The following is a 25,111-nucleotide window of genomic DNA, read 5'->3' as shown; positions in this document are numbered from 1 at the left end:
CGGAGCTGCTGACCGGAACGCCCGGCGCCGGGGCTGCGGCGCGACGGGAGTCAGCTGTTCGCCCGAGACGGCCGCGACCAGGGGTCGCGACCCGTAACGGCCAGGGCCGTGACGTTGGCGGGAACGTTAAACAGCAGGTGAACCGGCTGTCAAGAGGTCTGTTCCGCCGGGACCTGGCCGAGCCGGACGGAGATGGCCTCGGCGGCCTGGCGTACCTGTCGGCCCAGCTCCTGGTAGCGCCAGCTGGGTAGACCGAGCTTCAGCCCGGTCACGCTGATGGCGCCGCAGCACCGGCCGGTGTGGTCGCGCAGGGCGCTGCCGATGCAGAACACCCCGTCGGCGTCCTCCTCGTCGTCGAGGGCGTACCCGTCCTTGCGGACGTCGTCGAGGTGGGCCAGGAGCGAGTCCAGGTCGGTGATGGTGTGGTCGGTGCGGCGGGGCAGGCCGACGCGGCCGATCAGCTCGGCAACCTGCGGCGGGGTCATCTCGGCCAGCAGGGCCTTGCCCAGCCCGGTGCAGTGCGGCAGTTCGCGGGTGCCCATCCGCAGCTCGATCTGGATGCGCTCGCCGTTGCCGACCTGGTCGATGACGACCGCGTGGGCCCCCTCGGGGACGGCCAACCGGGAGCTGAGCCCGGTGTCGCGGGTCAGCGCGGCCAGCACCGGGCGGGCGATGTCACGCAGCGACAGCTGTTCCTGGGCGCGGACGCCGAGGCGGGCCAGGGCCATGCCGAGCCGGTAGCGACGGTTCATCCCCTCGCCGTCGTCGGCGGCCAGGCCGTGGTGGCACAGCGTGTGCAAGGTGGCGAACGCGGCGCTCTTGGACAGGCCACAGGCGCGAGCGACGTCGGTGACGCTCAGCCCCTCGCCGGGGGTGGCGGCGGACAGTACCTCCAGCACCTCGGCCGCGCGGCTGACGCTGCGCACCAGGTAGCGGGAGCTGTCCCCGTCTTCGGTGGTGGTCATGGTCCTTCTTTCGGTCAGGGAAACCAGATGCTGTTCGCCAAGGCCGAACAGCGTAACAAACCTGTTCGGGAAAGAGTGTCCCTCGGTGTTGACCTTCGCGATTTGGCGTGCCTACTATGCCGAACATCGTTTGGCATAGCCGAACAGCGTTCCGAAACTCGAATGGTTCCTCCCGCGGCGGACAAACCGCGGCGCCGCGACCGGGCTGGGTCGCCGCGCCGCAGCGATGAGGAGAAGGTGTGAATTCACGATCGGCCCCGTCCGGCGTCACCCTCGCCGAGCGGGCACGCCGGGTCATCCCCGGCGGCGTCAACAGCGGGCAGCGCAGCATCCCGGGCCTCACCGAGCTGGTGATCGCCCGCGCCGCCGGCGCCCGCTTCTGGGACACCGACGGACGCCAGTACACCGACTACCACGCGGCCTTCGGCCCGCCCCTGCTCGGCCACAACGACCCCGACGTCAACGCGGCCATCACCGAGGCCGGCAAGCGGCTCGACCTGTGCGGGGTGGCCGTCACCGACGGCGAGATCCAGCTTGCCGAGACCCTCGCCGAACTGATCCCGAGCATCGAGAAGGTGCTGCTGACCAGCACCGGCAGCGAGGCCACCTTCCATGCCCTGCGGGTCGCCCGCGCCGCCACCGGCCGGCGCCTGGTGGTCAAGTTCCAGGGCTGCTACCACGGCTGGCACGACTCGGTCAGCCTCAACGTCATCTCCGCCCCCGACCGGGTCGGCCAGGTCGACCCGATCTCCACCGGCATCCTGCCCGAGGTCCTCGACGCCACCCTCGTGCTGCGCTTCAACGACGTGGCCGCCGTCCGGGCCGCCTTCGCCGCCCACGGCGACGACATCGCCGCCGTCATCGTCGAGCCGGTGCCACACAACGTCGGCTGCCTCCTGCCCGAGCAGGAATTCCTCCAGGCCCTGCGCGACGAGTGCACCCGGGCCGGCAGCGTCCTCGTCTTCGACGAGGTGATCACCGGCTTCCGGCACGACCTCGGCGGCTGGCAGAAGATCAGCGGCGTCACCCCCGACCTGACCACCCTCGGCAAGGCCATCGCCAACGGCTACCCGATCGGCGCCCTGGGCGGCCGCGCCGACCTGATGGACCTGTTCAGCACCCGACCCGGCGCACCCGCCTTCTTCGCCGGCACCTACAACGGCCACCCGGCCGTGGTCGCCGCCGCCCTCGCCGCCCTCGGCAAGCTGCGCGCCGAACCCGTGCACGAGCACGTCTACCGCCTCGGCGAGCGGGCCCGCGCCGGCATCGCCGAGGTCCTCGCCGACCTCGGCGTCCCCGCCGTGGTCACCGGCCACGGCTCGGTGTTCGTGACCTACTTCATGCCCGGCCCGGCACCGAGCAGCTACGACGACCTGCTGCGCAACGATGCCGGCATGTTCATCGGCTACCGTCGGCGGATGCCCGAGCACGGCATCTTCGAGCTGCCGCTGAACCTCAAGCGCAACCACATCTCGTACGCCCACACCGACGCCGACATCGACCACCTGGTCGAGGCCACCCGGGCGGCCGTCCGCGACACCCTCGCCTCCGGCGGGGTGACCGAGCTGGCCGGCACCGCCACCATGGGCGGCGCGGCCGCCGGAGGGGAAGGGCGCTGATGCTCACCGTCGACAAGACCCGGCCGGTCGGGCCGGCGGGGCGGATCAGCCGGGTGGAGACCCTCACCCTCGGCACCGCCTGGCGCGACTTCTCCTACGTGCGGGTGCACACCGACGCCGGGCTGACCGGCGTCGGTGAGATCACCCACCCCTACCGGACGCGGGAGACCTGCCAGCTCGCCGAGGCGATGGCCGGCCGGCACCTGATCGGCGCCGACCCGTTCGACGTCGAGGAGATCTGGCTGCGCATGTACCAGGGCGACTTCCTGCGCGGCGGCGACGTCGGCGGGATCGTCGTCTCCGGCGTCGACCAGGCCCTCTACGACATCATGGGCAAGGCCCTCGGCGTGCCCGCGTACCGGCTGACCGGCGGCGCCTGCCGTGACCGGGTCCGGGTCTACGCCAACGGCTGGTACACCGGCGACCGGGAGCCGGCCGCGTTCGCCGAACGGGCGCGGGCCACCGTCGCCAAGGGGTACACCGCGCTGAAGTTCGACCCGTTCGGCGCCGGCCTCGGCGAGCTGTCCCGCGCCGAGCTGCGCCGCTCGGTCGACATCGTCGCCGCCGTCCGCGACGCCGTCGGGCCCGAGATCGAGCTGTTCGTCGAGGGGCACGCCCGCTTCGCCATGCACACCGCCGCCCGGCTCGTGCGGGACCTGGAGCCGTTCGACCTCGGCTGGTTCGAGGAGCCGCTGCCGTGGACCCACATCGAGCGCTACGCCGAGCTGCGTGCCCGGGCCACGATGCCGATCTCCGGCGGCGAGCACTTCCACAACCGCTACGAGTACGCCCGGCTGTTCGCCACCGACGCCGTCGACATCATCCAGCCCGACCTGTCCATGGCCGGCGGGTTCACCGAGGTGCGCAAGCTCGCCGCCATCGCCGACCAGCACGCCATGGTGGTCGCCCCGCACAACTCCAACTCGCCGCTGTGCACCACGGTTTCCGTGCACGCTGTCCTCGGAATGCCCAATTTCAAGATCCTTGAGACCTTCGACGGGCTGCTGGAGGACTACGTCTTCGACGCGGTGCGGGGTGCCCTGCCGGTGGTCGACGGGCACATCGACCTGCCCACCGGCCCCGGCCTCGGGATCGAACTCGTGGACGAGGTGTTCGCCGAGCACCCGCCGAGCCACGGCTTCTGGAACATGTTCGCCGAGGGCTGGGAGAAGCGGGACCGCAGATGATCGTCGACGTGCACTCGCACCTGTTCGACTGCCCGGACCACGTCGGCGACCCGTTCGCCGCCGAGGCCTCGCGGGCGCACGGCGGTGAGGTCGACCTGACGGTGCGGTGGTCGGAGTACGCGGCCACCGCACCGGCGGACACCCGCACGATCGTCGTCGGAGGCAAGGCCCGCCGGTCCGGGCTGTGGGTGGACGACGCCGCGGTGGCCGCGTACGTGGCCGCCCGGCCGGACCGGCTCATCGGGTACCTCGCCCTGGACCCCACCCAGCCCGGGTGGCGCGACGAACTGGAGCACGGGCACCGCGACCTCGGACTGCGCGGCATCAAGCTGATGCCGATGTACGCCGGCTTCGACCCCGCCGACCCCGCCTACGACGACCTGTACGCCTACGCCGAGCGGCACGGCCTGCCGCTGCTGGTGCACACCGGCACCACCTTCGTCTCCGCCGCGCCGCTGCGCTACGCCCTGCCGGTGCACCTCGACGAGGTCGCCATCCGCCACCCCGAGTTGCGCATGGTGCTGGCCCATCTGGGCCACCCGTACGAGGGGGAGTGCATCGCGGTCATCCGAAAGCACCAGCACGTCTACGCCGACGTCTCCGCGCTGCACTACCGCCCCTTCCAGCTCTGGCACAGCCTGCGGCTCGTCCAGGACTACGGCGTGTGGCACAAACTGATGTTCGGCAGCGACTACCCCTTCACCACCGTCGACGCCTCGATCGAGGGGCTGCGGACGGTGGGCCGGGTGCCCGGCATCCCCGGCCTCGACCCGCTCGACACCGAGCAGGTCGAGCAGCTGATCCACCGCCCGTCACTCGACCTGCTGGGGTTGGCATGACCCGCGTCCCGCCCTCCTTCGACCTGTCCGGCCGGCTCGCCGTGGTGACCGGCGCCGCGCGGGGGCTCGGCGCCGCGTTCGCGGTCGGCCTCGCCTCGGCCGGTGCCGAGCTCGTGGTGGTGGACCGGCCCGGTGTCGACCTCGGCCCGGTAGTGGCCGCGGTGACCGAGCACGGCCGCCACTGCCACCCGTACCCGTTCGACCTGTCCGACACCGCAGCGATCGCCGCCTGGGTCGACGGGCTACGCCGTGACCGCGGCCCGGTGCACATCCTCGTGAACAACGCCGGCGTGGCCCGGTTGGAGCACTTCAACGAGATCACCGTCGCCGCGTGGCGGGAGGTGATGCGGGTGAACGTGGATGCCGTCTTCTTCCTCGCGCAGCGCGTCGCCGAGCACATGATCGCCGACGGGGTGGCCGGCCGCATCGTCAACATCTCCTCGAAGAACGGGCTGATGGCCGAGGCTGGGCTGGCTCACTACAACGCCTCGAAGGGCGCCGTCGAGCTGCTCACCCGATCGCTCGCCGCCGAGCTGGGCCCGCACGGCATCACCGCCAACACGATCGCTCCCGGCATGATCGCCACTCCGATCGACGGCGAGTTCCCCCTGGACCGGCAGGCGTTCGCGGCCGCCTGGCAGGAGCGGATCCCGTTGCGCGGTGGCTATGGCACGCCGGCCGACTGCGTGGGCGCGCTCCTGCTGCTGGCCTCCGACGCCGGCCGCTACATCACCGGCACCCATCTCGTCGTCGACGGGGGCGTGCTCGCCGACCAGATGCCCCGGCTGCGGTTCATGCCGCCGTACCGCAGCACACTCTGACTCTCCCGCCACCGGCGGCGCGGCGCATCGGATCGGCCCGTCGCCGCTACGACGCGAGGGAGCGTGAGCGGGCGGTGCGCAGGAGGGTGAGCGCAGCGTCCTTGGCGAGGCTGGCGGCGTCGGGGTCGCCGTGATGGTCGAGCAGGACCTGCTCGTGGCCGGCTCCAACCGGTACGTCGACCCGGATCGGTGGGATCCGCTCATCATGAAGTTCCTGGAGTTCTACGGCGGCGGCCGCAATCTCCACCCGTCCCGGCTGGCGCAGGGCTGGGGCGTGCCCCGGCGCGCGCCGGTCGCCGAGTCATGACGGCGCCGCCGTACCACGTTGCCATCCTTCAGGTGACCCGTACCGGCGCCGATGCCGACGGGTACTCCGCGACGCTGGCCCGCATGCTCGAGCTCGCCGAGCGCCGACCCGGATACCCTGGGCCGCCGCTCGGCTGTGACGGACGACGGCGACGAGCTGACGATCGTCTTCTTCACCGACGACGAGGCGCTCCGCGCCTGGCACGACGACCCGGAGCACCGCGCCGCCCAGCACCTGGCGCGCGAGCGTTGGTACGAGCGTTACCAGGTGCACGTGGCGAGGGTCGAGCGAACTTACCGGTTCCAGCGGTGACGCACGACCAGCGGCGCATGGTGAGGCCGGTCCTCGACGCCGTGTTCCCGGCCGGGCCGGACACCTGGACGTCGTGCGACGCGCCCCCGCGGCCCGTTGACGCCCCTGATCGAGAAGGCTTGGGACGGGCCATCCTGTACTCAGGTACAGCCGGATTCTGTAGCCAGGTGCAATGACGGCAGCCTCGCGGCGTCGCATCGTGGGGATATCCCATCGATCTTGAAGCGAGGCAGACGTGGTTCGCGGCAGTGTGACACCCCATCAGGTCCGGTCCGAGCCGGCGACAGATCGGTCGGTCCGACGGCAGCGGCCGGTGTGGCCGATGACGACGGTGTTCTTCCTGGTCGCGACGGTCGCGGCGGGGCTTCTCGGTGCTGCTCAGCCGGGGACCGGCATTCCGTCCGAGGTGATCCAGTTGACCCAGTTCGGGCCGTCGCTGGCGGTGGCCGTGCTGGCGCTGTTCTGGCCGGCGCGGACCTGGGCGCTGCTGCGGAGCGCGGTCCGCGGCTCCGGCGGTGGACTGGTTCCCGGCGGAGCGCTGACCATCACCGCGCTGCTGATCATCGCCACCGCCGTCGGGGCGCACCTTCTGGTGACGGGCGACCTGGACTTCACGGCGCCCGGCGCGCTGGGCCATCCGTTCCCGCTCATCGTGGTGGCGCAGTTGATCGGTGCGTGCGGGGAGGAGATCGGCTGGCGCTGCGTCCTGCAGCCGCTGTTGGGTGCACGGTTCGGTGTGGTTGCCGCCGGCGCGCTGGTGGGCATGCTGTGGGGCGTCTGGCATGTCCCGGTGCTCGCTCACGGCCCCTGGTACGCCGGCGCGTTCCTGACGGCGACGGTGTCGATGTCCGTGGTGCTCGGACTGGGTCTGCAGCGGGTTACGTCACACCGGCTGCTGCTGGCCGGGAGCTTCCACACGCTGATCAATCTCGGCATGCTGGTGTTCATGAACGAGGAGTCGGGTGCCGTCCTGCCCATGGCCCTGTTCGGCGCGTCATCACTGGTGGCGGCGTTGGTCTGGATGTCGCTGGGTAGAGCCGGTAGGCCCGTCACCGTGGATCATCCGTGACACTCTTGTCCGACGGACCGGGTCGGGCGCGGCGCTGGCTCGCGCTCGGCCGGTGTCACCTGCTGAGCTGGTTGACGGTGCTCGAGTCACTGGTCGGGATCGCGGCCGTCGGTGCGGTGCTCACGCTGCCGGTCGGCATCGGGTTCGTGCTGGTCACGCCCGCGGCGACCGCGCTGCGGCGGATGTCCGACCGCGCGCGCGGTTGGGCCGGCCGTTGGTCCGGGGTGACCATCGACCCGCCCGATTCGTTGCCGGCGTCCGGAGCGCCGAGCCGGCCGCTGCGGTCCATGGCCATCCTGGGCGCGCAGGGGTTCTGGCGGGACCTCGCGTGGGCGGTGGTGGACCCGCTGGTCGGCGGGTTGCTGGTCGCCGTACCGCTCTGCCTTGTCTGGTACGGCGCGTTCGGCGTGCTCGTGCAGCCGTTCCTGTGGCCGGTCCTCGGCCCGGACAACTGGTACGCGTTCATCCCGGTGGACGGCACCGTGACGATGCTCGCCGCGCTCGTCCTCGGCGCCGCATTTGTGGCCCTCGGTGTCCTGTGCGCGCCGCAGGCCCTGCGGCTGCACGCCCGATGGACCCGCGCGCTTCTGACCGCGCCCGGCACGCCGCACTGACCCGGCGCGTCGCCCATCTCGCCGACACCCGTTCCGAGGCGCTCGACGCCCAGGCCGCCGAGCTGCAACGCATCGAACGTGACCTGCATGACGGTCCCCAAGCGCGGCTCGTGGCCATGGGCATGACGCTGGATCGCGCCGCACGGCTCCTCGACAGCGACCTGGCGGAGGCACGCAGGCTGCTGCTCGACGCCCGCGCCGCGTCCGACCGGGCCCGGCACGAGCTGCGGGACCTCGTCCGGGGCATCAATCCGCCGGTGCTGGCCGACCGGGGCCTCGGCGACGCAGTCCGGGCCCTCGCGCTGGACAGCCTTCTCGACGTGGACGTCCGAGCCGATCTGCGCGGCCGCCTTCCGGCGCCGCTGGAGTCGGCTGTCTACTTCGCCGTTACCGAACTGCTGGCGAACACGGCGAAGCATGCGGGTGCCCGTACCGTCCGGATCGTGCTGGCACACTCCGGCTCGGCGCTCCGGGTCACCGTCACCGACGACGGGCATGGCGGCGCGGACTTCGCGCGCGGCACCGGACTGCGCGGCTTGCAACGCCGCCTGGACAGGTTCGACGGCATTCTCGTCATCCACAGCCCGCCGGGCGGCCCGACCACTGCGACGATGGAGATTCCGTGCGTGTTGTCCTCGCCGAAGACCTCTTCCTCCTCCGTGACGGGCTGAGCCGCACGCTGCGCGAGCACGGGTTCGACGTGGTCGCCGCCGTCGACAACGGCCCGTCGCTGCTGCACGCGTTGCGGCACGAAGAGCCGGACGTAGCGGTCGTCGACGTCCGGCTGCCACCGTCGTTCACCGACGAGGGCCTGCGGATCGCGTTGCAGGCCCGGCGGCAGCGACCCGGCCTGCCCATCCTGGTGCTCTCGCAGTACGTAGAGCAGCTCTACGCCAACGAGCTGCTCGCGGGTGGCCGCGGCGGCATCGGCTACCTGCTCAAGGACCGCGTCACCAACGCCGAGCAGTTCATCGACGCGGTCCGCCGGGTCGCCGCCGGCGGCACCGTCCTCGATCAGCACGTGGTCGTCAAGCTGCTGTCCCGAGGCGCGGCGCGGGGCATGATCAGCAGCCTCACGTCGCGGGAGCGTGAGGTTCTCGAGCTCATGGCGGAAGGGCGGTCCAACGCCGCCGTCGCCACCGGCCTGCACATCACCGAGAGCGCCGTGGCCAAGCACATCGCCAGTATTTTCACCAAGCTCGGGATCGCTCCGGCGGATGACGTCAACCGTCGCGTGCTCGCCGTGCTGACCTACTTGAAACGCCGAGGATCAGCGAGGGACGGGCGGTCGACCGCCGTCGAAGGCGTCACGGTTGCGGACGAGGTCGCCCTGGTGATCTCGTGTCCAGCGCACGACGCCGTCGACGGCCTGCGCGAGGGAGCGGCCGAGCGGCGTCAAGGTGTACTCCACGCGCGGCGGTACCTCCGCGTAGGCCGCCCGGTTGACGAGTCCGTCGCGGGTCAACGCACGCAACGTGTGGCTGAGCATACGCTGTGAGATGCCGGGGACCCGGTCGTGCAGCTCCGTGAACCGCAGTGGCGTCTGCGTCAGGTTCGTGAGGATGAGGACCGTCCACCTGTCGCCGACCCGGGCCAGGATGTCGCGCACCAGCTCGATCGTGTCCACACAGGCGGGAGGCACCTCTCGCGTCGCGAGCTCGGACCGCAGCGCCCTGTTCACGTCCGTATCCTCCCGCGGTCACCCGCGCCAATCGTAATCAGCTCGAACGACACCGCCTGCGACCTGGATCACAAACCGATAGGTCGTGGGTCGCTGACCATATTTCTTACTTCGACGTCGGAAGCGGCGGCGGAAGTGCGTGTGTACGGGGCGAAATGAAGCCCTCCGCGGTGCGGTTCGGACCGATGGCAACCGATCGAGCCGGCCCCGTTGCCGGCTCCCCGCAGACAAGGAATCCGCATGACAAGGATCGCGATCATCGTCGGCAGCACCCGTCCCGGCCGCGTCGGACGCCAGGTCGCCGATTGGGTCGCCGAGCACGGCCGGAAGCGCCAGGACGTCGAGGTCGAAATCGTCGACGTCGCCGACTACGCGCTTCCCGTCTTCGACGAGCCCAACTCGCCGCTGATGGGCTTGTACGAGCACGAGCACACCCGCGCGTGGAGTGCAAAGGTCGCCGAGTTCGACGGGTACGTGTTCGTGACGCCCGAGTACAACCGGTCGATCCCGTCTGCCTTGAAGAACGCGATCGACTATCTCTACAAGGAGTGGAACAACAAGGCGGCCGGGTTCGTCGCCTACGGCAGCACCGTTAGCGGTGCCCGCGCGGTGGAGCATCTCCGGCTCATCGGTGCGGGGTTGCAACTCGCCGGCGTCCGGACCCAGCTGAACCTGTCCCTCGTGACCGACTTCGAGTCCTTCACGACGTTCGTTCCCACCGAGCGCCACGAGGCGACCCTGGCACAACTGTTCACCGAGGTGGTCGCCTGGGCAGAGGCGCTCGCCCCATTGCGCGAGGGACAACAGTGAGCCTTTTCCAAGCTGATCTCGCAGCTCAGAGCAGGTGCGGCGTACCCAGGGATTGACGAGGGCGAGGCCCCAGGACGGCCTCGTCCTGCACAGCGTCAAAACGACCCGCTGTGAAGGATGGAAAACGACTCAGTCAGTCACATTGAGCGCTGCACTATGGTGCGAGGGTGACCCCCCGGGAAGCGGAAGCGCGCATCGGTCCGGTCGGCGCGCTATTCTGCCGACTGGCGTTCCTGGCCATCTGCCTGCCCGGACCGGTCCTGTTCGCCGTCGCCGTGACGCTGGACCCAGTGCGGTCGCCCGCAGACTTCTGGGGCCTTCTTGCTGGTGGCGTACTGGCGACGATCGTCGGTGTCGGCTTCGGCGTCTTCGGCTTGCGGCTGGTCACCCGCTCGCGCCGCGACGCGCGTCGGCTATCCGCCGCCGGTGTCGCCGCGACGGCGGAGATTCTCGCGGTGGCGAACCACCTGGGCGGAGAGGATCCTGGGCTGGAACTCCACCTACGGATCAGCGGGCCGGGGTTCGCCACGTTCGAGGCAGACACGATCCGCGCCGACGACCCGGCCCTCGTGCCCGGCGCGTTGTTGGCCGCCGTCGTGGACCCCGTTGATCGTCTCTTTTCGATCACTTAGGGCTGTGACCGCCGTAGGTTCTTGGTCCACGACGGTTCACCGTAAACACCGTCCCGCTCTACGCCAATCGATAACCGCCCGGGTTGGGATCGGCAACGGTCTCCGGCGACCGGCAAGGCTCCTCCGGTTCCGGCCAATCAGAGTAGCCCGCCGTGACCACCAGCAGCGCGGAACCGGCCACCAACTCCGTCAGGACGCTGTCGTGACGAGCCAGAACGCTGTCGTACTCGGGTCTCGGTGTCCGGGTAGCGCTTGGAACCCACTTCGGGGCCCGGCCACCGCTCATCCCACAACCTCGACAATGGTTCGCGCCGCCGGCGAGGCGGACCGGCTGGGCGGCGCGAGGACCACGGCGCCTGGCAACCGGTCTCCCAGGGAATCTACGACTGCCCCGAGGCTTACCTCTGCAAAGGCCTGTGGGGACCCGGCCGATCACGTCGATGTTGGACGGGTCATTGGTCGGGGTGAAGCTTCAGCAGTCGGTCGACGAGGGTGGCTGGCACCAGACCAGGCAGGCTCGTCTCGCCAGCGCCGCCACGCGTCAAACGCGCCACCACGGTCGGCGCCCAGTACCCGATTGTCGTACGCCCGATACGACAGCAGGCCGGAACCCACCGTCGTCACTGTCAGGACGCCGACCCCGGCAGCCCGCACGAAACTCCGGCGTGACACGTTTGCCCCGGATCGCTCTGCGTCGCCGCTCCGCGCCGCTGACCGCACAGCGCTCGCGCCGGTCGACTTCGCCGCCACTGAGTAGCGCATCGCGTAGTAGGTGCAGGTGTTCAGCATGTTCTGCGACCGGCACGCGGCTACGGCAGACGCGCGAGGTACGCGAGCAGCCCCTCGCGGCTGTCCGGCAGCCCGTACTCGTCAACGAGCATGGCGATGTTGCCGAAGTCCTGCCCGTCGATCAGCCAGGGATCGGATGACCGGCTCAGCACCTCGACGAGTCGTTGTTGTCGTGGCGCCAACGCCGCAGCGGGCATCGCCGCCGGCAGCGGCCCATCCGGAAACGCGAGGCGCAACGCCTCTCCCAACACCGTTAACGACTGATCGCCGCTGACAGTGGGCAGCCGACGGAGCAACGCGTCGAAGGCGCGGTCCGTGTGCTCGGGGGCCGAGCTGCCGCATGGCGAGCCCGGCGTACCCACCCAGATCTCCATTGAGGAACGGCACCCACCCCGCCTCCGCCGGCGGGTTCACCGCGTCGTCGGGCGGGGCGGCTGCCCAGGCCAACAGCTCCTCAACGGTCGCCTCGTCGGCCTCCGCACCCAGTACCCGGGTCCGCCCGATCGCGGCGGCCCAGCGGACCAGCGGATGCGGGTCGGCCAGCAACCGGATGTCTGGCGCGGCGCCAAGCAACCCGGAGGCCACCAGCATGGTGGCCACCGCACCGGGCTCCGGCACGACCGCCGCCCGGTCGGGCTCCAGTCTGGCCGCGGCGGCGTGGGTCAGCGCGGGCAGACTACCGGCGGCCTCCTCCGGGAACCAGGCCAGGGCGTACGCCGCCCCGATTCGCACCCCCGGATCAGCGTGGCCCAGCAAGCTACGGAACAGCGGCACCCCGGCCCGTACCGCGTCGTACACCGCCAGTTCGATGTACGACCACAGCCGGCTCTGCTCCTTGGCGGTCAGGGACTGGACGTACACGTACTCGACGTACTCCTTCTCCGCCTCGTCCTCGCCGGTCCAGGGCGGTGGCTTGGCGGCGAGCAGCTCTCGCCCACCTTCGGCAGCCCGGCGGTAGTCGGTCACCGGGAAGCCGCCCGGCAGGAAGTTCTCGTCGTAGCCGACCGCCAGGGAGGTCAGCAGCGCGAGTATCGCCGCCGGGTCCGCAGTGGCGGGGTCGGCGAGCAGTTCCAGCAGGAACGGCACCGCGTAGGCGCTCGCCTGGTACCGGCCGCCCTGGTGGAAAATGTTGGTGTAAAGGGTCCCGAGAGCGTCGTCTCGTTCAGCCGGATCGGGCGACCGCAGGGCGCGGATCTGGCCGGGCACGTCGTCGGCCGCGCCATAGGCGTGGCCGAGCCGCCGCCACTCGATGTCGTCAAGGCCTTCGAGCATGCCCTATGTTCCCCGTCGCCCATACCGGCGTGCGCGTGGGGGTGTCGCCCCGGCGCCGGGGCAGGCGGGGACGTTCACGGGCGTCGGTCGGGTGGGCGAACCGTGTACGGCGTTGAGCCCATCCATTTCATCAATCCGGCTGCCGGAGGTTAGCGAAGGGTGTGTTCTTCCACGCCTGATCGGGCCGGACTGCTTGATGGCATGAAGGAGCGGGGCCTCGCTCCTCGTGGGTCCCGGGCGGGATGCTCGCCGGTGGGCCGGAAGCTGTCAGCGGCGACGCCGAGCGGATCCGGGCCGGGTGGACCTCTCACGCGCCTCGAACCGTTCCTGAGCGTCAAGAACCGCGTCGGCATACCGGGTGGCCCAGGCACCCATCGCCTCCATCGGCTCCAGCAGCGCGTCGCCCGCTTCCGTGAGCGCGTAGTCCACGCGGGGTGGCACTTGCGGGTACGGCCGGCGCTCCACCAGGCCGTTGTACTCCAGCCGGCGCAACGCGTCGTTGAGTACCTTGGGGCTGATCCCGCCGATCCGGGTAAGGAGCACCGCCGGACGCATCGGCCCGTACGCGGCGATCGTGAAGACCACGACGCTGTCCCAGCGGTTGGCCAGCACCTCGAATGCCACGCGGGCCCGGCAGTCGGAGGTGTAGTCGTCGAGCTGGTCAACGGGATTGCCCATGCGCCCATCCTGCACGACCCATTGCACACCGTTCGGTGTGCATGGACCTGCCTATCGTCCTGAACGGCGGTTGCGTACCGAGCCGCCGCAAAGCGAGAGACGGAGCAGGCGTGAAGATTGGCATACTCGGCACGGGCGGTATGGCGGCGGCGCTCGGCGGTGCGTGGACTGCGGCCGGACACGACGTGGTGATCGGCGGTCGGAATCAGGTGCGGGCGGAGCAGACCGCCGGACGAATCGGCGCCGCCGGGTATGGCAGCCTCGCGGACGCGGCGGGCCACGGCGATGTCATCCTCGTCGCGGTCCCGGCGGCGCAGGCACCGCAACTGGTGGGCGTCCTCGCCGGGAGCCTCGCAGGTCGGACGGTCATCGACTGCACCAACCCCGTCGTACCGACCAGCGACGGGCTGATGCTCGACACCGGTGGCACCACGTCTGTGGCGCGGCAACTGGCCGCCGCCGCGCCCGACGCGCACGTGGTGAAGGCGTTCAACCTCTGCCACGTGAGCATCTGGACGCTTCGTCCGCCCAACTTCGAGGACGTACCGCTGGCCGTGCCCTACTGCGCCGACCACGCCGAGGCGGCCGCCGCCACGGAGACGCTCATCAGCTCGATCGGTTGCACGCCGGCGCCGTGCGGCGGGCTGGCGCGGGCGGCGTACCTGGAGGCGACAGCGGCGCTGGCGATCGGGCTGTGGTGGGCGGGCCAGGAGCCGCGTGCCGCGTTCCCCTCCCTGGCAGAGACGCATCGCTGAGTTTCTCGAGTACGGCGGATTCGGGACGTAGGCCCGTGCTCAGCCGGGTTCGGTATCCGCCAGCGAACACCACACCAGGCGCCGCGCCGAACATCCGCCCATGCCACTGTCCGCGCGAGCCGATCAGCTGCAGCCAGTCTCGCGGCCCCGACATGAGGAAGCAGGTTGGGAGCAACCGGGTGCACTGAACGGCGTTGAACAGCGCCCAACGGCCTCGAACGGCGATCGCCTGCACGATGACCTGCGGTTTCCGTTTCGGCAGCTAAGGCATCTGGCGGTTTCTGCCACTTTACGTTGAGGCACATCTTGATGGACTGCTGCGGCTTCCGGACGATCCCGGGCTTACCGAGGATCTGGTGTCGGTTGACCGGTAGCGGACTGGTCGGCGATGGCGGGTGGCGTCACAGTTCGGCGATGGCTTCGGCGGTGGTGGGCGGTGCGCCAACGGCTTCGATGGGGATACGAGCGGCGGGCTGGGTTGTCACGTGTGCGGCAATGACGCGGTCGAGGCGGAGCCAGCGAATCGCTTGACGAGTGTGGCAGTGCCCGACGAGGTACCAGTGTCCCCGGGTGCGGGCCAGGAGCACGGGATCGAGTTGCCGGGTGGTGGGCGTGCCATGCCGGTCGCGGTAGTTCACGACAAGGACGCGTTGCGCGTGGAGTGCTTGCTCGATCGCGTGTCGAGTCCGGGCATCGCCGGGTGTGTCGGTGTGGTCGATCCAGACACGACCGTTCAACGCGGTGGCATTTTCTCGTGCGCGGGTGTCCATCACGCTGAGCACCTTGACGAGGGCGGCGCGGGCGTGGCTGTCGAAGGGTTGTCCGCGGTGGGCGGCCACGGCGGCGGCGAGGCCGGAGACCTCGGCGTCGGTGAAGTTCACCGGCGGGAGGGTCGCGGCGGCGTCAACGACGTAGCCACCACCGGGTCCGGGTCGAGCCCAGACCGGGAAGCCGCCGTGTTGCAGAGCCGAAATGTCTCGTTTGATCGTGCGGACGCTGACCTCGAAGACCTCGGCGAGTCGTTCCGCCGAGCGCCCGACGGGCCCTGCGCGCCGCAGTTCCTCACGTAAGGCGTAGAGACGGTCGGTGCGGCTCATCCAGTAAATAGTGACATGCCGGTGACATCGCTGGGGGTGACGATGGTGTCATGAGCACTTCACGCGATCCGATCGTGTTCCTCAGTGGCGCGGGGCTTCCCGCCTGGATCTGGGATGACGTCCGCCGCGACCTCGGCGAAGGGCAGCAGACCTGTGTCGCTTCCCGACCGCAGGGCGGCCGAGCCCGGTTGGGCGACTACGCCCAGGCGGTCATCGATTCCGCACCGGCGGGTGGGTACGTGCTCGTCGCGCACTCGGCCGGTGGTGTGATCGGCGCCGAAGTCACCCGGCTCGTGCCCGAACGCGTCAGCGCGTTCCTGGCGATCAGTGCCGTGATCCCGCAGCCGGGAGGATCGTTCATCTCGGCGATGCCGGTGCCGAACCGGTGGGTGCTCAGTGCCGCGATGCGATTCGCCGGGACCCGGCCACCGGACTCGGCGATCAGACGTGGCCTCGCCCATGGTCTGGACGAGGAGGTCACCGATCGCATCATCGCCGACTTCACCCCAGAGTCACCCGCCCTCTACCGAGACCGGACCGCTCACCGGTCGTGGAGCGGGTGGCGCGGTTACCTGCGCACCACCGACGACCATGAGCTGCCGATGGCGCTGCAACAACGATGCGCCCAGCGACTCGGCGCCGCCTGGCAGAACGACCTGAACACGGGGCACCTACCGATGCTCGAAGACCACCAAGCCGTCGCGGCTGCAATCACGCGATTCCTCGATGCGCAGCCCCGCGCGCCGCGTGGCTGTCGTTGATGGCGACGCTGGTCACCCCCGGACGATGGTCGGCTGTCCGCGGTCGTGCTCCTCGAATGCGGCGAAGGCGAGCAGGTCGGCCACCTCGTCGACATGCTCGTGGAGCCGGCTGGTCGCGACGCGGAGGAAAGGCTTGTGCGGGCCGGAAAAATAGCGGCCTCCCGGAACGACCGCCACGCCGTGCGCGGCGAGTGTGACCAGTGCGGACCGTTCATCCTCGACGGGCATCCACAGGCTCAATCCTTCGGTGCCGCCCGTGCGTACGCCGCGGGCGGCCAGCGCCGCGGCGAGTGTTCGCCGCCGCGCTCGATACGTCTCGCCGGTCTCGGTGACAAGCGCGCGGGTGTGCGGGTCGTTGAGCAGGTGGGCGAGGCAGTTCTGCAGGATTCGGCTGGTCCAGCCGCTGCCGAACGTCCGATAGACGCGCGCCCGCTCGATCAGCGCCGCCGCGCCACCGAGGACGGCGAGGCGCAGGTCGGGGCCGTGCGACTTCGAGTACGAGCGGAGGAAGACCACCCGATCGGGAAAGACCGTGCCGAGCGTCTGTACCGGCCCGGGGGCGAGGTCGGCCATGCCGTCGTCCTCGACCACAAGGGTTTCCGAGCCACTTAGTGCGGCAGCGAGTTCCGCGCTACGTGCCGGGTCGACGCTGTGCCCGGTCGGGGAGTGGGCGTGCGGTTGGTAGATGAAGAGCACCGGCTTGCGGCGTACCGCGTCGGCCAGGGCGTCCGGCCGGGGACCGCGCCCGTCGCAGGGGACCGGGATCACCTCGGCGCCGACCGCGTCGAGGATGTCGAGCAGTCGTGGCGCGGTGGGATCCTCGACCGCCACCGTGTCACCGGTGACGACCAGAGCCTGGCAGAGCAGCAGCAGACCGTCGAAACCACCGTTGACGGCCAGCAGGCTCGCGGGCGGAAACGGCCACGTGGGGCGGACCGCGTCGGCGAGGCGCTCGGTGATCGGCACCCGGTGGTATTCGTTCAGCTCCCCGACACGCAGCGCCGCGGAGAGCGCGGCGTCCAGCGGCGGTAGCAGCGCGGTGTCCGGTACGGCGAGGCGGAGATCGTGCAGGAGGCGGTCGCCGTGCCGGCCGACCTCCTCGAAGCGGCGGGGGTGCGGTACGTCGGGTGGGCCGGTGACGACGGTGCCGGCGCGCCCCCGACCGGCGACCGACCGGCGCCGGCGCAGGAGGGACCAGGCCTCGGACACGGTGGCGGGGCTGACGCCGAGCTCCAGCCCGAGGGCGCGCACGGTGGGCAGCCGGGTCCCGGGTGGGATCGCGCCGGCGCGGATCAGCGCGGCGACGGTCGCCGCGATGCCCCGGGCGCTGCGGTCCTCGATCTGCGCGGCCAGCCACTGCGGGTCCACGTCGCTGGTGGAGGTGGCCAGTTGCGGGGGAGTCATGGCAGATAGTTCACCACATCGTGGGAAGAATGAACAGTAACAAAACGTCTATTGTCGGCCAGCCGTCTGAACTTTATCGTTGCCGGCGATGGCTACCTCACTTCACAGCCCGCTCCGCCTCGGCGTCCGGCCCTGGTCGCACCTGGTGCCGCTTGCGCTGGGCGAGGTCGGGGCACCCCCGCTCGACGTGCGCGTCGCGCGCCTCGCGGTGACGCCGGACCTGCTCGACGAGAGCGGCCTCGACGCCGGCGAGACCTCCTTCAGCCGGTACACCCTGGCCCGCGCGGCCGGCAACGACCGGCTCGTGGGCATCCCCGCCTTCGTCATGCGCGGGTTCCGGCACCGCTGCATCCTCGTACGCAAGGACAGCCCCGCCGCCGGCGCCGCCGACCTCGCCGGTGCCCGGATCGGCCTGACCGGCTGGCCGGACTCCGGCAACACCTGGACCCGCGCGGTGCTGCGCCGGGCCGGCGTCGACCTCACCGGCGTCGCGTGGGTGGTCGGGCCGCTCACCCCCGACGCGGCGGGCGGCGACCGCATGGGCGGGATGGCGCCGCCGCCGTGGGTACGGCTCGCCGAGCCGGGGGAGTCCCTCGTCGGAGGGCTCCTCGACGGCACGCTCGACGCGATCATGACGCCGTTCATGCCGCCGGGCTTCCATCGCGACGACACGCCGCTGCGCCCGCTGTACCGCGACTACCGCGCGGCCGAGGTGCGCTACGGCGAGGATGTCGGGTTCATCCCCGGCATCCACCTCATCGCCGTGAAGCGGGAGCACGTCGAGGCGCGGCCGGAGCTGCTCGCCGACCTGATGACGGCGCTGCGGGCATCGCAGCAGGCGTGGTGGGCCAGCTATCGCAAGCACGCCGACTCGACGCCGTGGGCGCTCGCCGAGATCGACGACACCGAGCGGCGCTACGGCCCGGACTGGATGCCGCACGGCCTCGCGGCGAACCGCTCGATGATCAGCGCCTTCTGCGCGGAACTGCACGCCCAGGGCATCGCCGAGTCGCCGATCGACCCGGACGTGCTGTTCCCCGAGTACACCAAGATCGCCATTGAGACGGGAGTGGAGTAGATACGCCTCGCGTTGGGCCAGCTCGCCGCCAGCGAGGACTGGCAGGTCAATCTCACCCAGTGCACGGCCCTGGTGGAGCGGGCCGCCGCCGGCGGGGCCGACCTTTTGGTCCTGCCCGAGGGGGTGCTGGCGCGGTTCACCGACGACTTCACCCGGCTGCGTACCGCCGCCCAGCCGCTGGACGGCCCGTTCGTCACCGGTCTCGCCGCAGCCACCGCCGGAACCGAGGTCACCGTGGTGGCCGGTGTCCACGAGCCGGGACCGGACGGCCGGGCGTACAACACCCTCGTCGTGCTGCGTGACGGGCAGATCATCGCCAACTATCGCAAACTGCACCTGTACGACGCGTTCGGTGCCAAGGAGTCCGACAACGTCATCCCCGCCGACGACCCGCCGGTGACCTTCCCCTGCGCCGGGCACACCGTCGGCCTGATGACCTGCTACGACGTACGCTTTCCCGAGTTGGCGCGGCTGCTCGTGACCGAGGGCGGCGCCGACGTTCTCGTCCTGCCCGCGGCGTGGGTCCGCGGACCGCTCAAGGAGCGGCACTGGGAGCTGATGGTCGCCGCGCGTGCCCTGGAGAACACCGTCTACGTCGCGGCGTGCGGCGAATGCGGCCCGCGCAACATCGGGCACTCGATGGTCGTCGACCCGCTCGGCGTCGTGGTCGGGCGCCTCGCTGAGGAGCCGGACCTGCTCTGGGCCGAGGTGTCGGCCGAGCGGCTTGCCCAGGCCCGGCGGCGGCTGCCCGTGCTCGACAACCGGCGGTTCTCCGTCGACCCCACCCCGACCCGGCCGCTCGCCACCACGACCGGCTGACAACAGCAACCCCTGGGATAAGAGGAACTATCACCATGCGCCGTACCACCATCGCAGTGACCGCCGTGTCCGCGCTGCTGTCGCTGTCGCTCGTCGGCTGCGCCAAGGACCCGTCCGAGACTCAGCCGGGCGGCGGGGGCGAAACCGCCACGCAGCAGCAGAACGCCGCGCTGCACGACAAGCTGCCCGACAAGATCAAGCAGGCCGGCAAGCTGGTGTCGGTCAACAGCGGCTCCTTCCCGCCCTACGAGATCGTCGGCAGCAACCGGGACCTCAGCGGTGCCGCTGCTGACCTGTCCGACGCGCTCGGCCAGGTGCTCGGCGTCAAGGTCGAGCACGTGACCGTCGAGGGTCTCTCCGGCGTGCTGACCGGCATCAAGGCCGGCCGGTACGACTTCGCCCTCGGCCCGATCGGCGACTTCCCCGAGCGCGAGGCCGACAACGACTTCGTCGACTGGGTGCAGGAGTTCGTCGTCTTCGCGGTGCCGAAGGGTAACCCGAAGCAGATCAAGGACCTCGACAGCGCCTGCGGCCTGCGGGTCGCCGTGATGGCCGCCGGCTCGGCCGAAAAGGTGATCAAGAACCAGGCGCAGAAGTGCACCGCAGAGGGCAAGCCGGCGATCGAGGTGCAGTCGTACAAGGACCAGCCGTCGTCGATCCTGTCGGTCAAGTCCGGCCGCGCCGACGCCTTCTTCTCCTCGCAGGCGCCGCTGACCTACTTCGTCGACCAGTCCAAGGGTGAGCTGGAGCTCGCCGCGGTCGGGCAGAAGAACGGCTTCGACGACCTCTTCCAGGGTGCGGTCGTGCCGAAGGACTCGGCGCTGCGTGACGTGCTGCTGGCCGGCCTGCAGGAACTCTTCGACAACGGCACCTACGCCAAGATCATGGCGAAGTGGGGTCTCGACGGCAACAAGCTAGACAAGCCGGGCGTCAATCTGGCCGGCAGCAAGGGGTGAGTACCGTGGCCACGAACGCCCCGGCTACCCGGGACGCCGGCGATGGCGTCGCCGGCATCGCCAAGCCGGTCGACGTCGCACATGCCGTGCCCCAGCGGCATCCGCTGCAGTGGGTGGCGACCGTTGTGGTCGCCGTCCTCGCCGCGCAGCTGATCCACATGCTGGTGACCAATCCCAACTTCGAATGGGACGTGGTCCTCCAGTACTTCAACACGGAGTCGGTCGCCCGCGGCCTGTGGACCACGCTGAAGCTCACCGTCATCGCGATGGCCGTCGGCATCGTGCTCGGTGTGCTACTGGCGGTCTGCCGGCTCTCCACGAACTGGCTGTTGCGGTCCCTCGCCGCGCTCTACATCTGGTTCTTCCGCGGGGTGCCGGCGCTGGTGCAGCTCATCTTCTGGTTCAACATGTCGGCGCTGATGCCGCGGGTGTCGATCGGCATTCCGTTCGGGCCCGAGTTCGCGCACTGGGAGACCAACGCGCTCATCACCCCGCTGCTCGCTGCGATCCTCGGCCTCGGGCTGAACGAGGGCGCCTACATGGCCGAGATCGTCCGGGGCGGCCTTATGTCGGTCGACCAGGGGCAGACCGAGGCGGCGCAGGCGCTGGGCATGAGCCGGACGCGGACCCTCTTCCGGGTCGTCCTGCCACAGGCGATGCGCTTCATCGTGCCCCCCACGGGCAGCCAGGTGATCAACATGCTCAAGGCGACGTCGCTGGTGAGCGTGATCGCGCTCAGCGACCTGCTCTACACCGTGCAGTCCATTTACAACCGCACCTTCCAGACGATTCCGCTCCTGCTCGTGGCGTGCGTCTGGTATCTGGTGATCACGTCGATCCTCTACGTCGGGCAGTCGTTCATCGAGCGGCACTACGCCCGCGGGAGCAACCGCAACGCACCGACCCGGTACCGCGACGTCCTCAAGATCCGTCGTAAGCCGGCTGTGCCGAGGGTGGAGGTGCCGTCATGACAGCTGCCGGCCAGCCGCTGATGTCGGCTCGAGGAGTGCGCAAGCAGTTCGGGCCGCTGGAGGTGCTCAAGGGCGTCGACCTCGACGTGCACCCTGGCGAGGTGGTGGTGATCCTGGGCCCTTCCGGCTCCGGAAAGTCCACCTTCCTCCGCTGCGTCAACCACCTCGAGCGAATCGATGGCGGCTCCGTGACCGTGGATGGCGAGCTCGTCGGGTACGAGCAGCGCGGCGCGCGCATCCACCGGCTGCCCGAGCGGCGCGTCGCCCGGACCCGGCGCCAGATCGGCATGGTGTTCCAGCACTTCAACCTCTTCCCGCACCTGACGGTGCTCGGCAACGTCATCGAGGCGCCCGTCGGGGTGCTGCGCGAGCCCAGGGCGAAGGTGACCGAGCGGGCGCGTGCCCTGCTCGACAAGGTCGGTCTGGCGGACAAGGCGGACTCGTTCCCTCGGCAGCTGTCGGGTGGCCAGCAGCAGCGCGTGGCCATCGCCCGGGCGCTCGCCATGCGCCCCAAGCTGATGCTCTTCGACGAGCCGACCAGCGCGCTGGACCCGGAACTGGTCGGTGAGGTGCTCGCCACGATGCGGGACCTCGCCGCGGACGGGCTGACGATGATCGTGGTGACCCACGAGATCACGTTCGCCCGCGAGGTCGCCGACCGCGTCGTCTTCATGGACGGCGGCACGATCGTCGAGAGCGGTACGCCCGCCGAGGTGCTCGATCGGCCTGCCAACCCGCGTACCCGGGCCTTCCTCTCACGATTCCTCCCGGCTGGACAGTCGGCCGCCTGAGCCCCAGCTCAGTGACCGCCGTCCATCGCCGGGAATCGGTGGGCGGCGGCCTGGGGGAGCAGATTGGGAGCAGCGCGGTGCACTGAACGGCGCTGTACTGCATCGAACGGCGCTCAACTGCGCCCAACGACACCCGTTCCCGCCTGCTGCTTCGCATTTGCGCAGATCAGAGGCGGTGCAGCGTCCTGCTTCACATGGAGTGCTCAGCGGTTTTTCGCAGCAGTGGACGGCAATCTATGTCGCCTGGCAGGGGAGCATGCGCAGGTCACGGCGGTAAGGAGCCGTTCGATGACCTGGCCTTGCAAGTGGGAGCAGGTTGGGTGCTGGTTGGCGAAGCGTCACCGCGCCCGAAGTGCACATCGACACCGGACCGGGGACGAGGGCTGTGACCTGCGGTGATGTGGTCGAGCGGTGCGGCGTGACCTCCCAGAGAACACCGAAGAGGTCACGCTCCGCTGGTCCCGCTTGGCTCGTATCGGTCGCGGGGCCGTCAAGCCAGTGCAGGAAGGATGACCCGTTCCAGCACCGTGAGCGGGGTCCGCCACTGGTCGGGGTCGTCGTAGTTGCCGGCGGTGACGGCCACGGTGAGGTCCAGGTCGGGCAGGACGAACAGGCGCTGGCCGCCGTTGCCCATGCCGGACACCAGCCGATGGCCCTCGATGGATTCGACGTACCACTGGTAGCCGTACTGCGCACCCCAGGTGGTCTGCAGGCGTGGTTGGAGCATCGTACGGATCCAGTCGGAGGGGACGATCCGATGACCGTCCCAGGTTCCCTCGGCCAGCACCAGTTCGCCGAGCCTGGCCAGGTCGCGGGGTGCGAGTCGCAGCCCGGACGCGGCTGAGGCCACGCCGTCCGCGCCGGTCATCCACTCGAAGCTGCCGATGCCCAGCGGCGCGAACAGCACGGCCTGCGCGTACTGCGGCAGCGACTGCCCGGCGCCGTCGGCGATCAGTCGGCCGAGCAGAGCCGTGGCACCGCCGCAGTAGGTCCATCGGGTGCCGGGCGGCTCGAGGATCGGCCGCTCCAGGATGTACCGATACCGGTCCGGCGCCAGCTCCATCGCGATCTCGGCGTTGGCCGGACTGTTGTACGGAAGATCCTCGCGCCATTCCACGCCCAACGACATTGTCAGCGCGTGCTCGACGGTGAGCCGGGCACGCTGGGGGTCGACCGCCAGGTCGGGGTACTGCGGGAACAGCCGCAGGAGCGGCTCCGCCGGCGGCGGAACCAGCCCTTCGCCGAGCGCAACGCCGTACAACAGCACGGTCACGCCCTTGGTGACGGACCGGATGTCGTGCAGCGTCTCGGGCCCGAACTCGACGACGCCCAGCGAGTCGCCCCAGGCGAAGTCCTCGCCGGCTCCGTAGTACTCCAGCAAGGTTTGACCACCGCGAACCGCCACGACGGCGTGCAGACCGCCGACCTGGCCAGCTTGGAGTACTTCGTCGAGACGGTCACGCAACTGCATCGTCATTGGCACTCCGGAGGGGATGGCGGCCAGCGGAACAGCATGCTCGTTATACCGGAATTTCCGCTTTGGGAGCGGCCCGGGTGAGAGAGCCCCGTCCGCCGCAGCCAGAATTCGTTCGTGAGAGACGGCGCTCCGGCTCTAGGACGGCCGGGGCTCCGCCGGCGGGTCACGGTGCGTGGGTGGTCGCGGTAGGCCATCCCGCCTGCCCGCGACCCGGGCCGAGCAGACCACCGCCCAGCGCGCGAAGCGAGTTCAGGCCAAGCAACTCGCAACACAGTGGACCGAGGCCGAGATGCAACGGCAATGGACGACCCGATGCGAATAGCAGGCAGCCTGGCAGCAATACCTCGACCAACGGTGGCAGCAACTGTGCACCAACGCGCCCGAGCGGTTGTCCTGGACACGCTGGAGGAAGCTGTCGAGGACACCGGAGCACCCAGCGCCGCCATCGGCGTCATCGCTGACGCGGTCTCCGTGGTGCTCGCGCCTGACGTGGACCAGGTCGTGCCCAAGGTATGCCCACCACCACCCCGGCAGTGAGGTCTTCTCGGCAGCGTGACGTCGCGGTGTGTGACGGGGTGCGGGTGCCGCTCGTGGCCTAGGTCTGCGGTGCCAGGGTGCGTAGGACGTCGAACTCGTTGCCCTCGGGGTCTGCCATGACCACCCAGTTTCGGTCTGAGCCCTGGCCCACATCCGTCTTGGTGGCGCCGAGGCCGAGTAATCTGGTCACCTCGTCCGCGGTGCTGCCGTCGATTGGGCTGACATCGAGGTGAAGCCGGTTCTTCACCGTCTTGCCCTCAGGTACCTGGACGAACAGCAGGGTGGGCGGCATCTGGCGGGCCCGAACATCCTCGACGGTTGGCACCCACGAGCCGATCTCGACCTTGCCCTCGCTCCGGTCGATCACCTTGAAGTCCAGGACCTCGCACCAGAAGGCCGCGAGTCTCTCCGGATCGTGGCAGTCAACGGTCAACTCGGTGAACCTACTTGTCATGACTCTCCCAGATAGTGCGGACGGGGCTCAGAGTATTGGCCAGACCGCCCGTCCGACAGGTCTGCGAAGATCACGTTCCGGAACCCAGACGCTTGTGCAGGTTGGCGATGCCGGCAGCGGCATCGGTCAATGTGTGGCCGGACAGTTTGGCGGCGGTGAACCGTTGGTAGGCCAGTACGGGTAGGGGTTGCGGGTAGGCGTGGCCGAGTAGGGCTGGCACCTCGTACGCGCCGAGGGTGAACGCGAAGATCAGCACCGACACCGCCAGGATCGGCTTGCGCGCCGACGGCGTGTGGCGGTCGTCGAAGTGGGCGACGGGCAGGTCAGCGATCGGCCAGTCAGCATCGAGGCAGCCCGGCCGGGCATCCTGGCCCGCCCATGGACGGGCGGGCCGGGATTGTCCCGTGCGGATCAGG

The 25,111-nt window shown here is 70.1% G+C and carries 27 protein-coding genes and 2 pseudogenes; 20 read left to right on the top strand and 9 right to left on the bottom strand.

Annotation, left to right across the window (positions count from 1 at the left end; translation table 11 throughout):
- Positions 1-149: 149 nt before the first annotated feature.
- Positions 150-965, bottom strand: a complete 816-nt coding sequence (locus tag B0E53_RS02555) for an IclR family transcriptional regulator (RefSeq protein ID WP_107074460.1) — start codon at positions 963-965, stop codon at positions 150-152.
- Positions 966-1,204: 239 nt separating this feature from the next.
- On the opposite strand from B0E53_RS02555, the gene B0E53_RS02550 reads away from it, so the two are divergent.
- The 10 genes and pseudogenes from B0E53_RS02550 to B0E53_RS02510 form a co-directional block, all read left to right on the top strand.
- Positions 1,205-2,584, top strand: coding sequence for an aspartate aminotransferase family protein (locus B0E53_RS02550; RefSeq protein ID WP_107074459.1), 1,380 nt, complete (start codon positions 1,205-1,207; stop codon positions 2,582-2,584).
- Positions 2,584-3,771, top strand: coding sequence for a mandelate racemase/muconate lactonizing enzyme family protein (locus B0E53_RS02545; RefSeq protein WP_107074458.1), 1,188 nt, complete (start codon positions 2,584-2,586; stop codon positions 3,769-3,771). The genes B0E53_RS02550 and B0E53_RS02545 overlap by 1 nt, the downstream gene beginning before the upstream one ends.
- Complete coding sequence (locus B0E53_RS02540) at positions 3,768-4,610, top strand: amidohydrolase family protein (protein WP_107074457.1); 843 nt, start codon at positions 3,768-3,770, stop codon at positions 4,608-4,610. Before B0E53_RS02545 ends, B0E53_RS02540 begins: the two co-directional genes overlap by 4 nt.
- Complete coding sequence (locus B0E53_RS02535; RefSeq protein ID WP_107074456.1) at positions 4,607-5,431, top strand: SDR family oxidoreductase; 825 nt, start codon at positions 4,607-4,609, stop codon at positions 5,429-5,431. Before B0E53_RS02540 ends, B0E53_RS02535 begins: the two co-directional genes overlap by 4 nt.
- 133 nt (positions 5,432-5,564) lie before the next feature.
- A complete protein-coding gene (locus tag B0E53_RS02530) occupies positions 5,565-5,738 on the top strand; it encodes a hypothetical protein (protein WP_210405881.1) in 174 nt (57 codons plus the stop codon).
- A gap of 135 nt (positions 5,739-5,873) precedes the next feature.
- Positions 5,874-6,050, top strand: coding sequence for a hypothetical protein (locus B0E53_RS38425; protein WP_210405880.1), 177 nt, complete (start codon positions 5,874-5,876; stop codon positions 6,048-6,050).
- A 322-nt stretch (positions 6,051-6,372) separates the two neighbouring features.
- Positions 6,373-7,119 carry a type II CAAX endopeptidase family protein gene (locus B0E53_RS02520; RefSeq protein ID WP_107074455.1) on the top strand — a complete coding sequence of 249 codons (747 nt, stop codon included), beginning with the start codon at positions 6,373-6,375 and terminating at the stop codon, positions 7,117-7,119.
- Entirely contained in the window at positions 7,116-7,733 is a 618-nt protein-coding gene (locus B0E53_RS38420; protein WP_210405879.1) for a sensor domain-containing protein, read from the top strand. The genes B0E53_RS02520 and B0E53_RS38420 overlap by 4 nt, the downstream gene beginning before the upstream one ends.
- Positions 7,691-8,404, top strand: a complete 714-nt coding sequence (locus B0E53_RS38415; RefSeq protein WP_210405878.1) for a histidine kinase — start codon at positions 7,691-7,693, stop codon at positions 8,402-8,404. Before B0E53_RS38420 ends, B0E53_RS38415 begins: the two co-directional genes overlap by 43 nt.
- Positions 8,356-8,991: pseudogene (locus tag B0E53_RS02510) on the top strand (response regulator transcription factor); the annotation flags it as partial. The gene B0E53_RS38415 and the pseudogene B0E53_RS02510, both read left to right, overlap by 49 nt.
- A gap of 12 nt (positions 8,992-9,003) precedes the next feature.
- Here the strand turns inward: B0E53_RS02510 and B0E53_RS02505 are convergent.
- Entirely contained in the window at positions 9,004-9,342 is a 339-nt protein-coding gene (locus B0E53_RS02505) for a helix-turn-helix domain-containing protein (protein WP_246835192.1), read from the bottom strand.
- A 312-nt stretch (positions 9,343-9,654) separates the two neighbouring features.
- Here B0E53_RS02505 and B0E53_RS02500 point away from each other — a divergent pair, with 312 nt between their 5' ends.
- Positions 9,655-10,224 carry an NAD(P)H-dependent oxidoreductase gene (locus B0E53_RS02500; RefSeq protein WP_107074453.1) on the top strand — a complete coding sequence of 190 codons (570 nt, stop codon included), beginning with the start codon at positions 9,655-9,657 and terminating at the stop codon, positions 10,222-10,224.
- A 167-nt stretch (positions 10,225-10,391) separates the two neighbouring features.
- The gene (locus tag B0E53_RS02495) at positions 10,392-10,856 is read left to right on the top strand and encodes a hypothetical protein (RefSeq protein ID WP_107074452.1); all 465 of its coding nucleotides are present in this window, start codon (positions 10,392-10,394) and stop codon (positions 10,854-10,856) included.
- A gap of 870 nt (positions 10,857-11,726) precedes the next feature.
- Here the strand turns inward: B0E53_RS02495 and B0E53_RS02490 are convergent.
- Positions 11,727-12,917: a PBS lyase gene (locus B0E53_RS02490; RefSeq protein ID WP_107074451.1), complete on the bottom strand. Its 1,191-nt coding sequence runs from the start codon at positions 12,915-12,917 to the stop codon at positions 11,727-11,729.
- 267 nt (positions 12,918-13,184) lie between these two features.
- Entirely contained in the window at positions 13,185-13,595 is a 411-nt protein-coding gene (locus tag B0E53_RS02485; protein ID WP_107074450.1) for a helix-turn-helix domain-containing protein, read from the bottom strand.
- 41 nt (positions 13,596-13,636) lie between these two features.
- On the opposite strand from B0E53_RS02485, the gene B0E53_RS02480 reads away from it, so the two are divergent.
- Positions 13,637-14,350 (top strand): NAD(P)-binding domain-containing protein, encoded by a 714-nt coding sequence (locus B0E53_RS02480; protein ID WP_246835189.1) that lies wholly within the window; start codon positions 13,637-13,639, stop codon positions 14,348-14,350.
- Between the two features lie 401 nt (positions 14,351-14,751).
- Here the strand turns inward: B0E53_RS02480 and B0E53_RS02475 are convergent, their stop codons facing one another.
- Positions 14,752-15,447: a WYL domain-containing protein gene (locus B0E53_RS02475; protein ID WP_107074448.1), complete on the bottom strand. Its 696-nt coding sequence runs from the start codon at positions 15,445-15,447 to the stop codon at positions 14,752-14,754.
- A 50-nt stretch (positions 15,448-15,497) separates the two neighbouring features.
- Between B0E53_RS02475 and B0E53_RS02470 the strand changes: the two genes are divergently transcribed.
- Positions 15,498-16,208 (top strand): alpha/beta hydrolase, encoded by a 711-nt coding sequence (locus B0E53_RS02470; RefSeq protein ID WP_107074447.1) that lies wholly within the window; start codon positions 15,498-15,500, stop codon positions 16,206-16,208.
- Positions 16,209-16,220: 12 nt separating this feature from the next.
- On the opposite strand, the gene B0E53_RS02465 is transcribed toward B0E53_RS02470, so the two are convergent.
- Positions 16,221-17,612 carry a PLP-dependent aminotransferase family protein gene (locus B0E53_RS02465; protein ID WP_107074446.1) on the bottom strand — a complete coding sequence of 464 codons (1,392 nt, stop codon included), beginning with the start codon at positions 17,610-17,612 and terminating at the stop codon, positions 16,221-16,223.
- Between the two features lie 88 nt (positions 17,613-17,700).
- Between B0E53_RS02465 and B0E53_RS02460 the strand changes: the two genes are divergently transcribed.
- Genes B0E53_RS02460 through B0E53_RS02440 form a run of 5 tightly spaced genes read left to right on the top strand, consistent with a single transcriptional unit; the run spans position 17,701 to position 22,227 of the window.
- Complete coding sequence (locus B0E53_RS02460) at positions 17,701-18,690, top strand: hypothetical protein (protein ID WP_107074445.1); 990 nt, start codon at positions 17,701-17,703, stop codon at positions 18,688-18,690.
- A gap of 12 nt (positions 18,691-18,702) precedes the next feature.
- Positions 18,703-19,509 (top strand): deaminated glutathione amidase, encoded by an 807-nt coding sequence (locus B0E53_RS02455; protein WP_210405877.1) that lies wholly within the window; start codon positions 18,703-18,705, stop codon positions 19,507-19,509.
- A gap of 35 nt (positions 19,510-19,544) precedes the next feature.
- Positions 19,545-20,465: an ABC transporter substrate-binding protein gene (locus tag B0E53_RS02450; RefSeq protein ID WP_107074443.1), complete on the top strand. Its 921-nt coding sequence runs from the start codon at positions 19,545-19,547 to the stop codon at positions 20,463-20,465.
- Between the two features lie 5 nt (positions 20,466-20,470).
- Positions 20,471-21,436, top strand: a complete 966-nt coding sequence (locus B0E53_RS02445; protein ID WP_107074442.1) for an amino acid ABC transporter permease — start codon at positions 20,471-20,473, stop codon at positions 21,434-21,436.
- Positions 21,433-22,227: an amino acid ABC transporter ATP-binding protein gene (locus B0E53_RS02440; RefSeq protein WP_107074441.1), complete on the top strand. Its 795-nt coding sequence runs from the start codon at positions 21,433-21,435 to the stop codon at positions 22,225-22,227. The genes B0E53_RS02445 and B0E53_RS02440 overlap by 4 nt, the downstream gene beginning before the upstream one ends.
- Before the next feature lie 490 nt (positions 22,228-22,717).
- Here the strand turns inward: B0E53_RS02440 and B0E53_RS02435 are convergent, their stop codons facing one another.
- Complete coding sequence (locus B0E53_RS02435; RefSeq protein ID WP_107074440.1) at positions 22,718-23,704, bottom strand: serine hydrolase; 987 nt, start codon at positions 23,702-23,704, stop codon at positions 22,718-22,720.
- A gap of 354 nt (positions 23,705-24,058) precedes the next feature.
- Between B0E53_RS02435 and B0E53_RS36850 the strand changes: the two genes are divergently transcribed.
- Positions 24,059-24,241, top strand: a complete 183-nt coding sequence (locus B0E53_RS36850) for a hypothetical protein (RefSeq protein ID WP_146167564.1) — start codon at positions 24,059-24,061, stop codon at positions 24,239-24,241.
- A 58-nt stretch (positions 24,242-24,299) separates the two neighbouring features.
- Here B0E53_RS36850 and B0E53_RS02430 read toward each other — a convergent pair whose 3' ends face one another.
- Together B0E53_RS02430 and B0E53_RS02425 are read right to left on the bottom strand one after the other, a co-directional pair.
- Positions 24,300-24,695, bottom strand: coding sequence for a VOC family protein (locus tag B0E53_RS02430; RefSeq protein ID WP_107074439.1), 396 nt, complete (start codon positions 24,693-24,695; stop codon positions 24,300-24,302).
- Between the two features lie 136 nt (positions 24,696-24,831).
- Positions 24,832-24,966: pseudogene (locus B0E53_RS02425) on the bottom strand (sugar ABC transporter permease); the annotation flags it as partial.
- Positions 24,967-25,111: the final 145 nt, after the last annotated feature.

Source organism: Micromonospora sp. MH33 (assembly GCF_003013775.1).
Lineage (GTDB): Bacteria > Actinomycetota > Actinomycetes > Mycobacteriales > Micromonosporaceae > Micromonospora > Micromonospora fulviviridis.
This window is presented reverse-complemented; position numbering and strand designations above follow the sequence as displayed.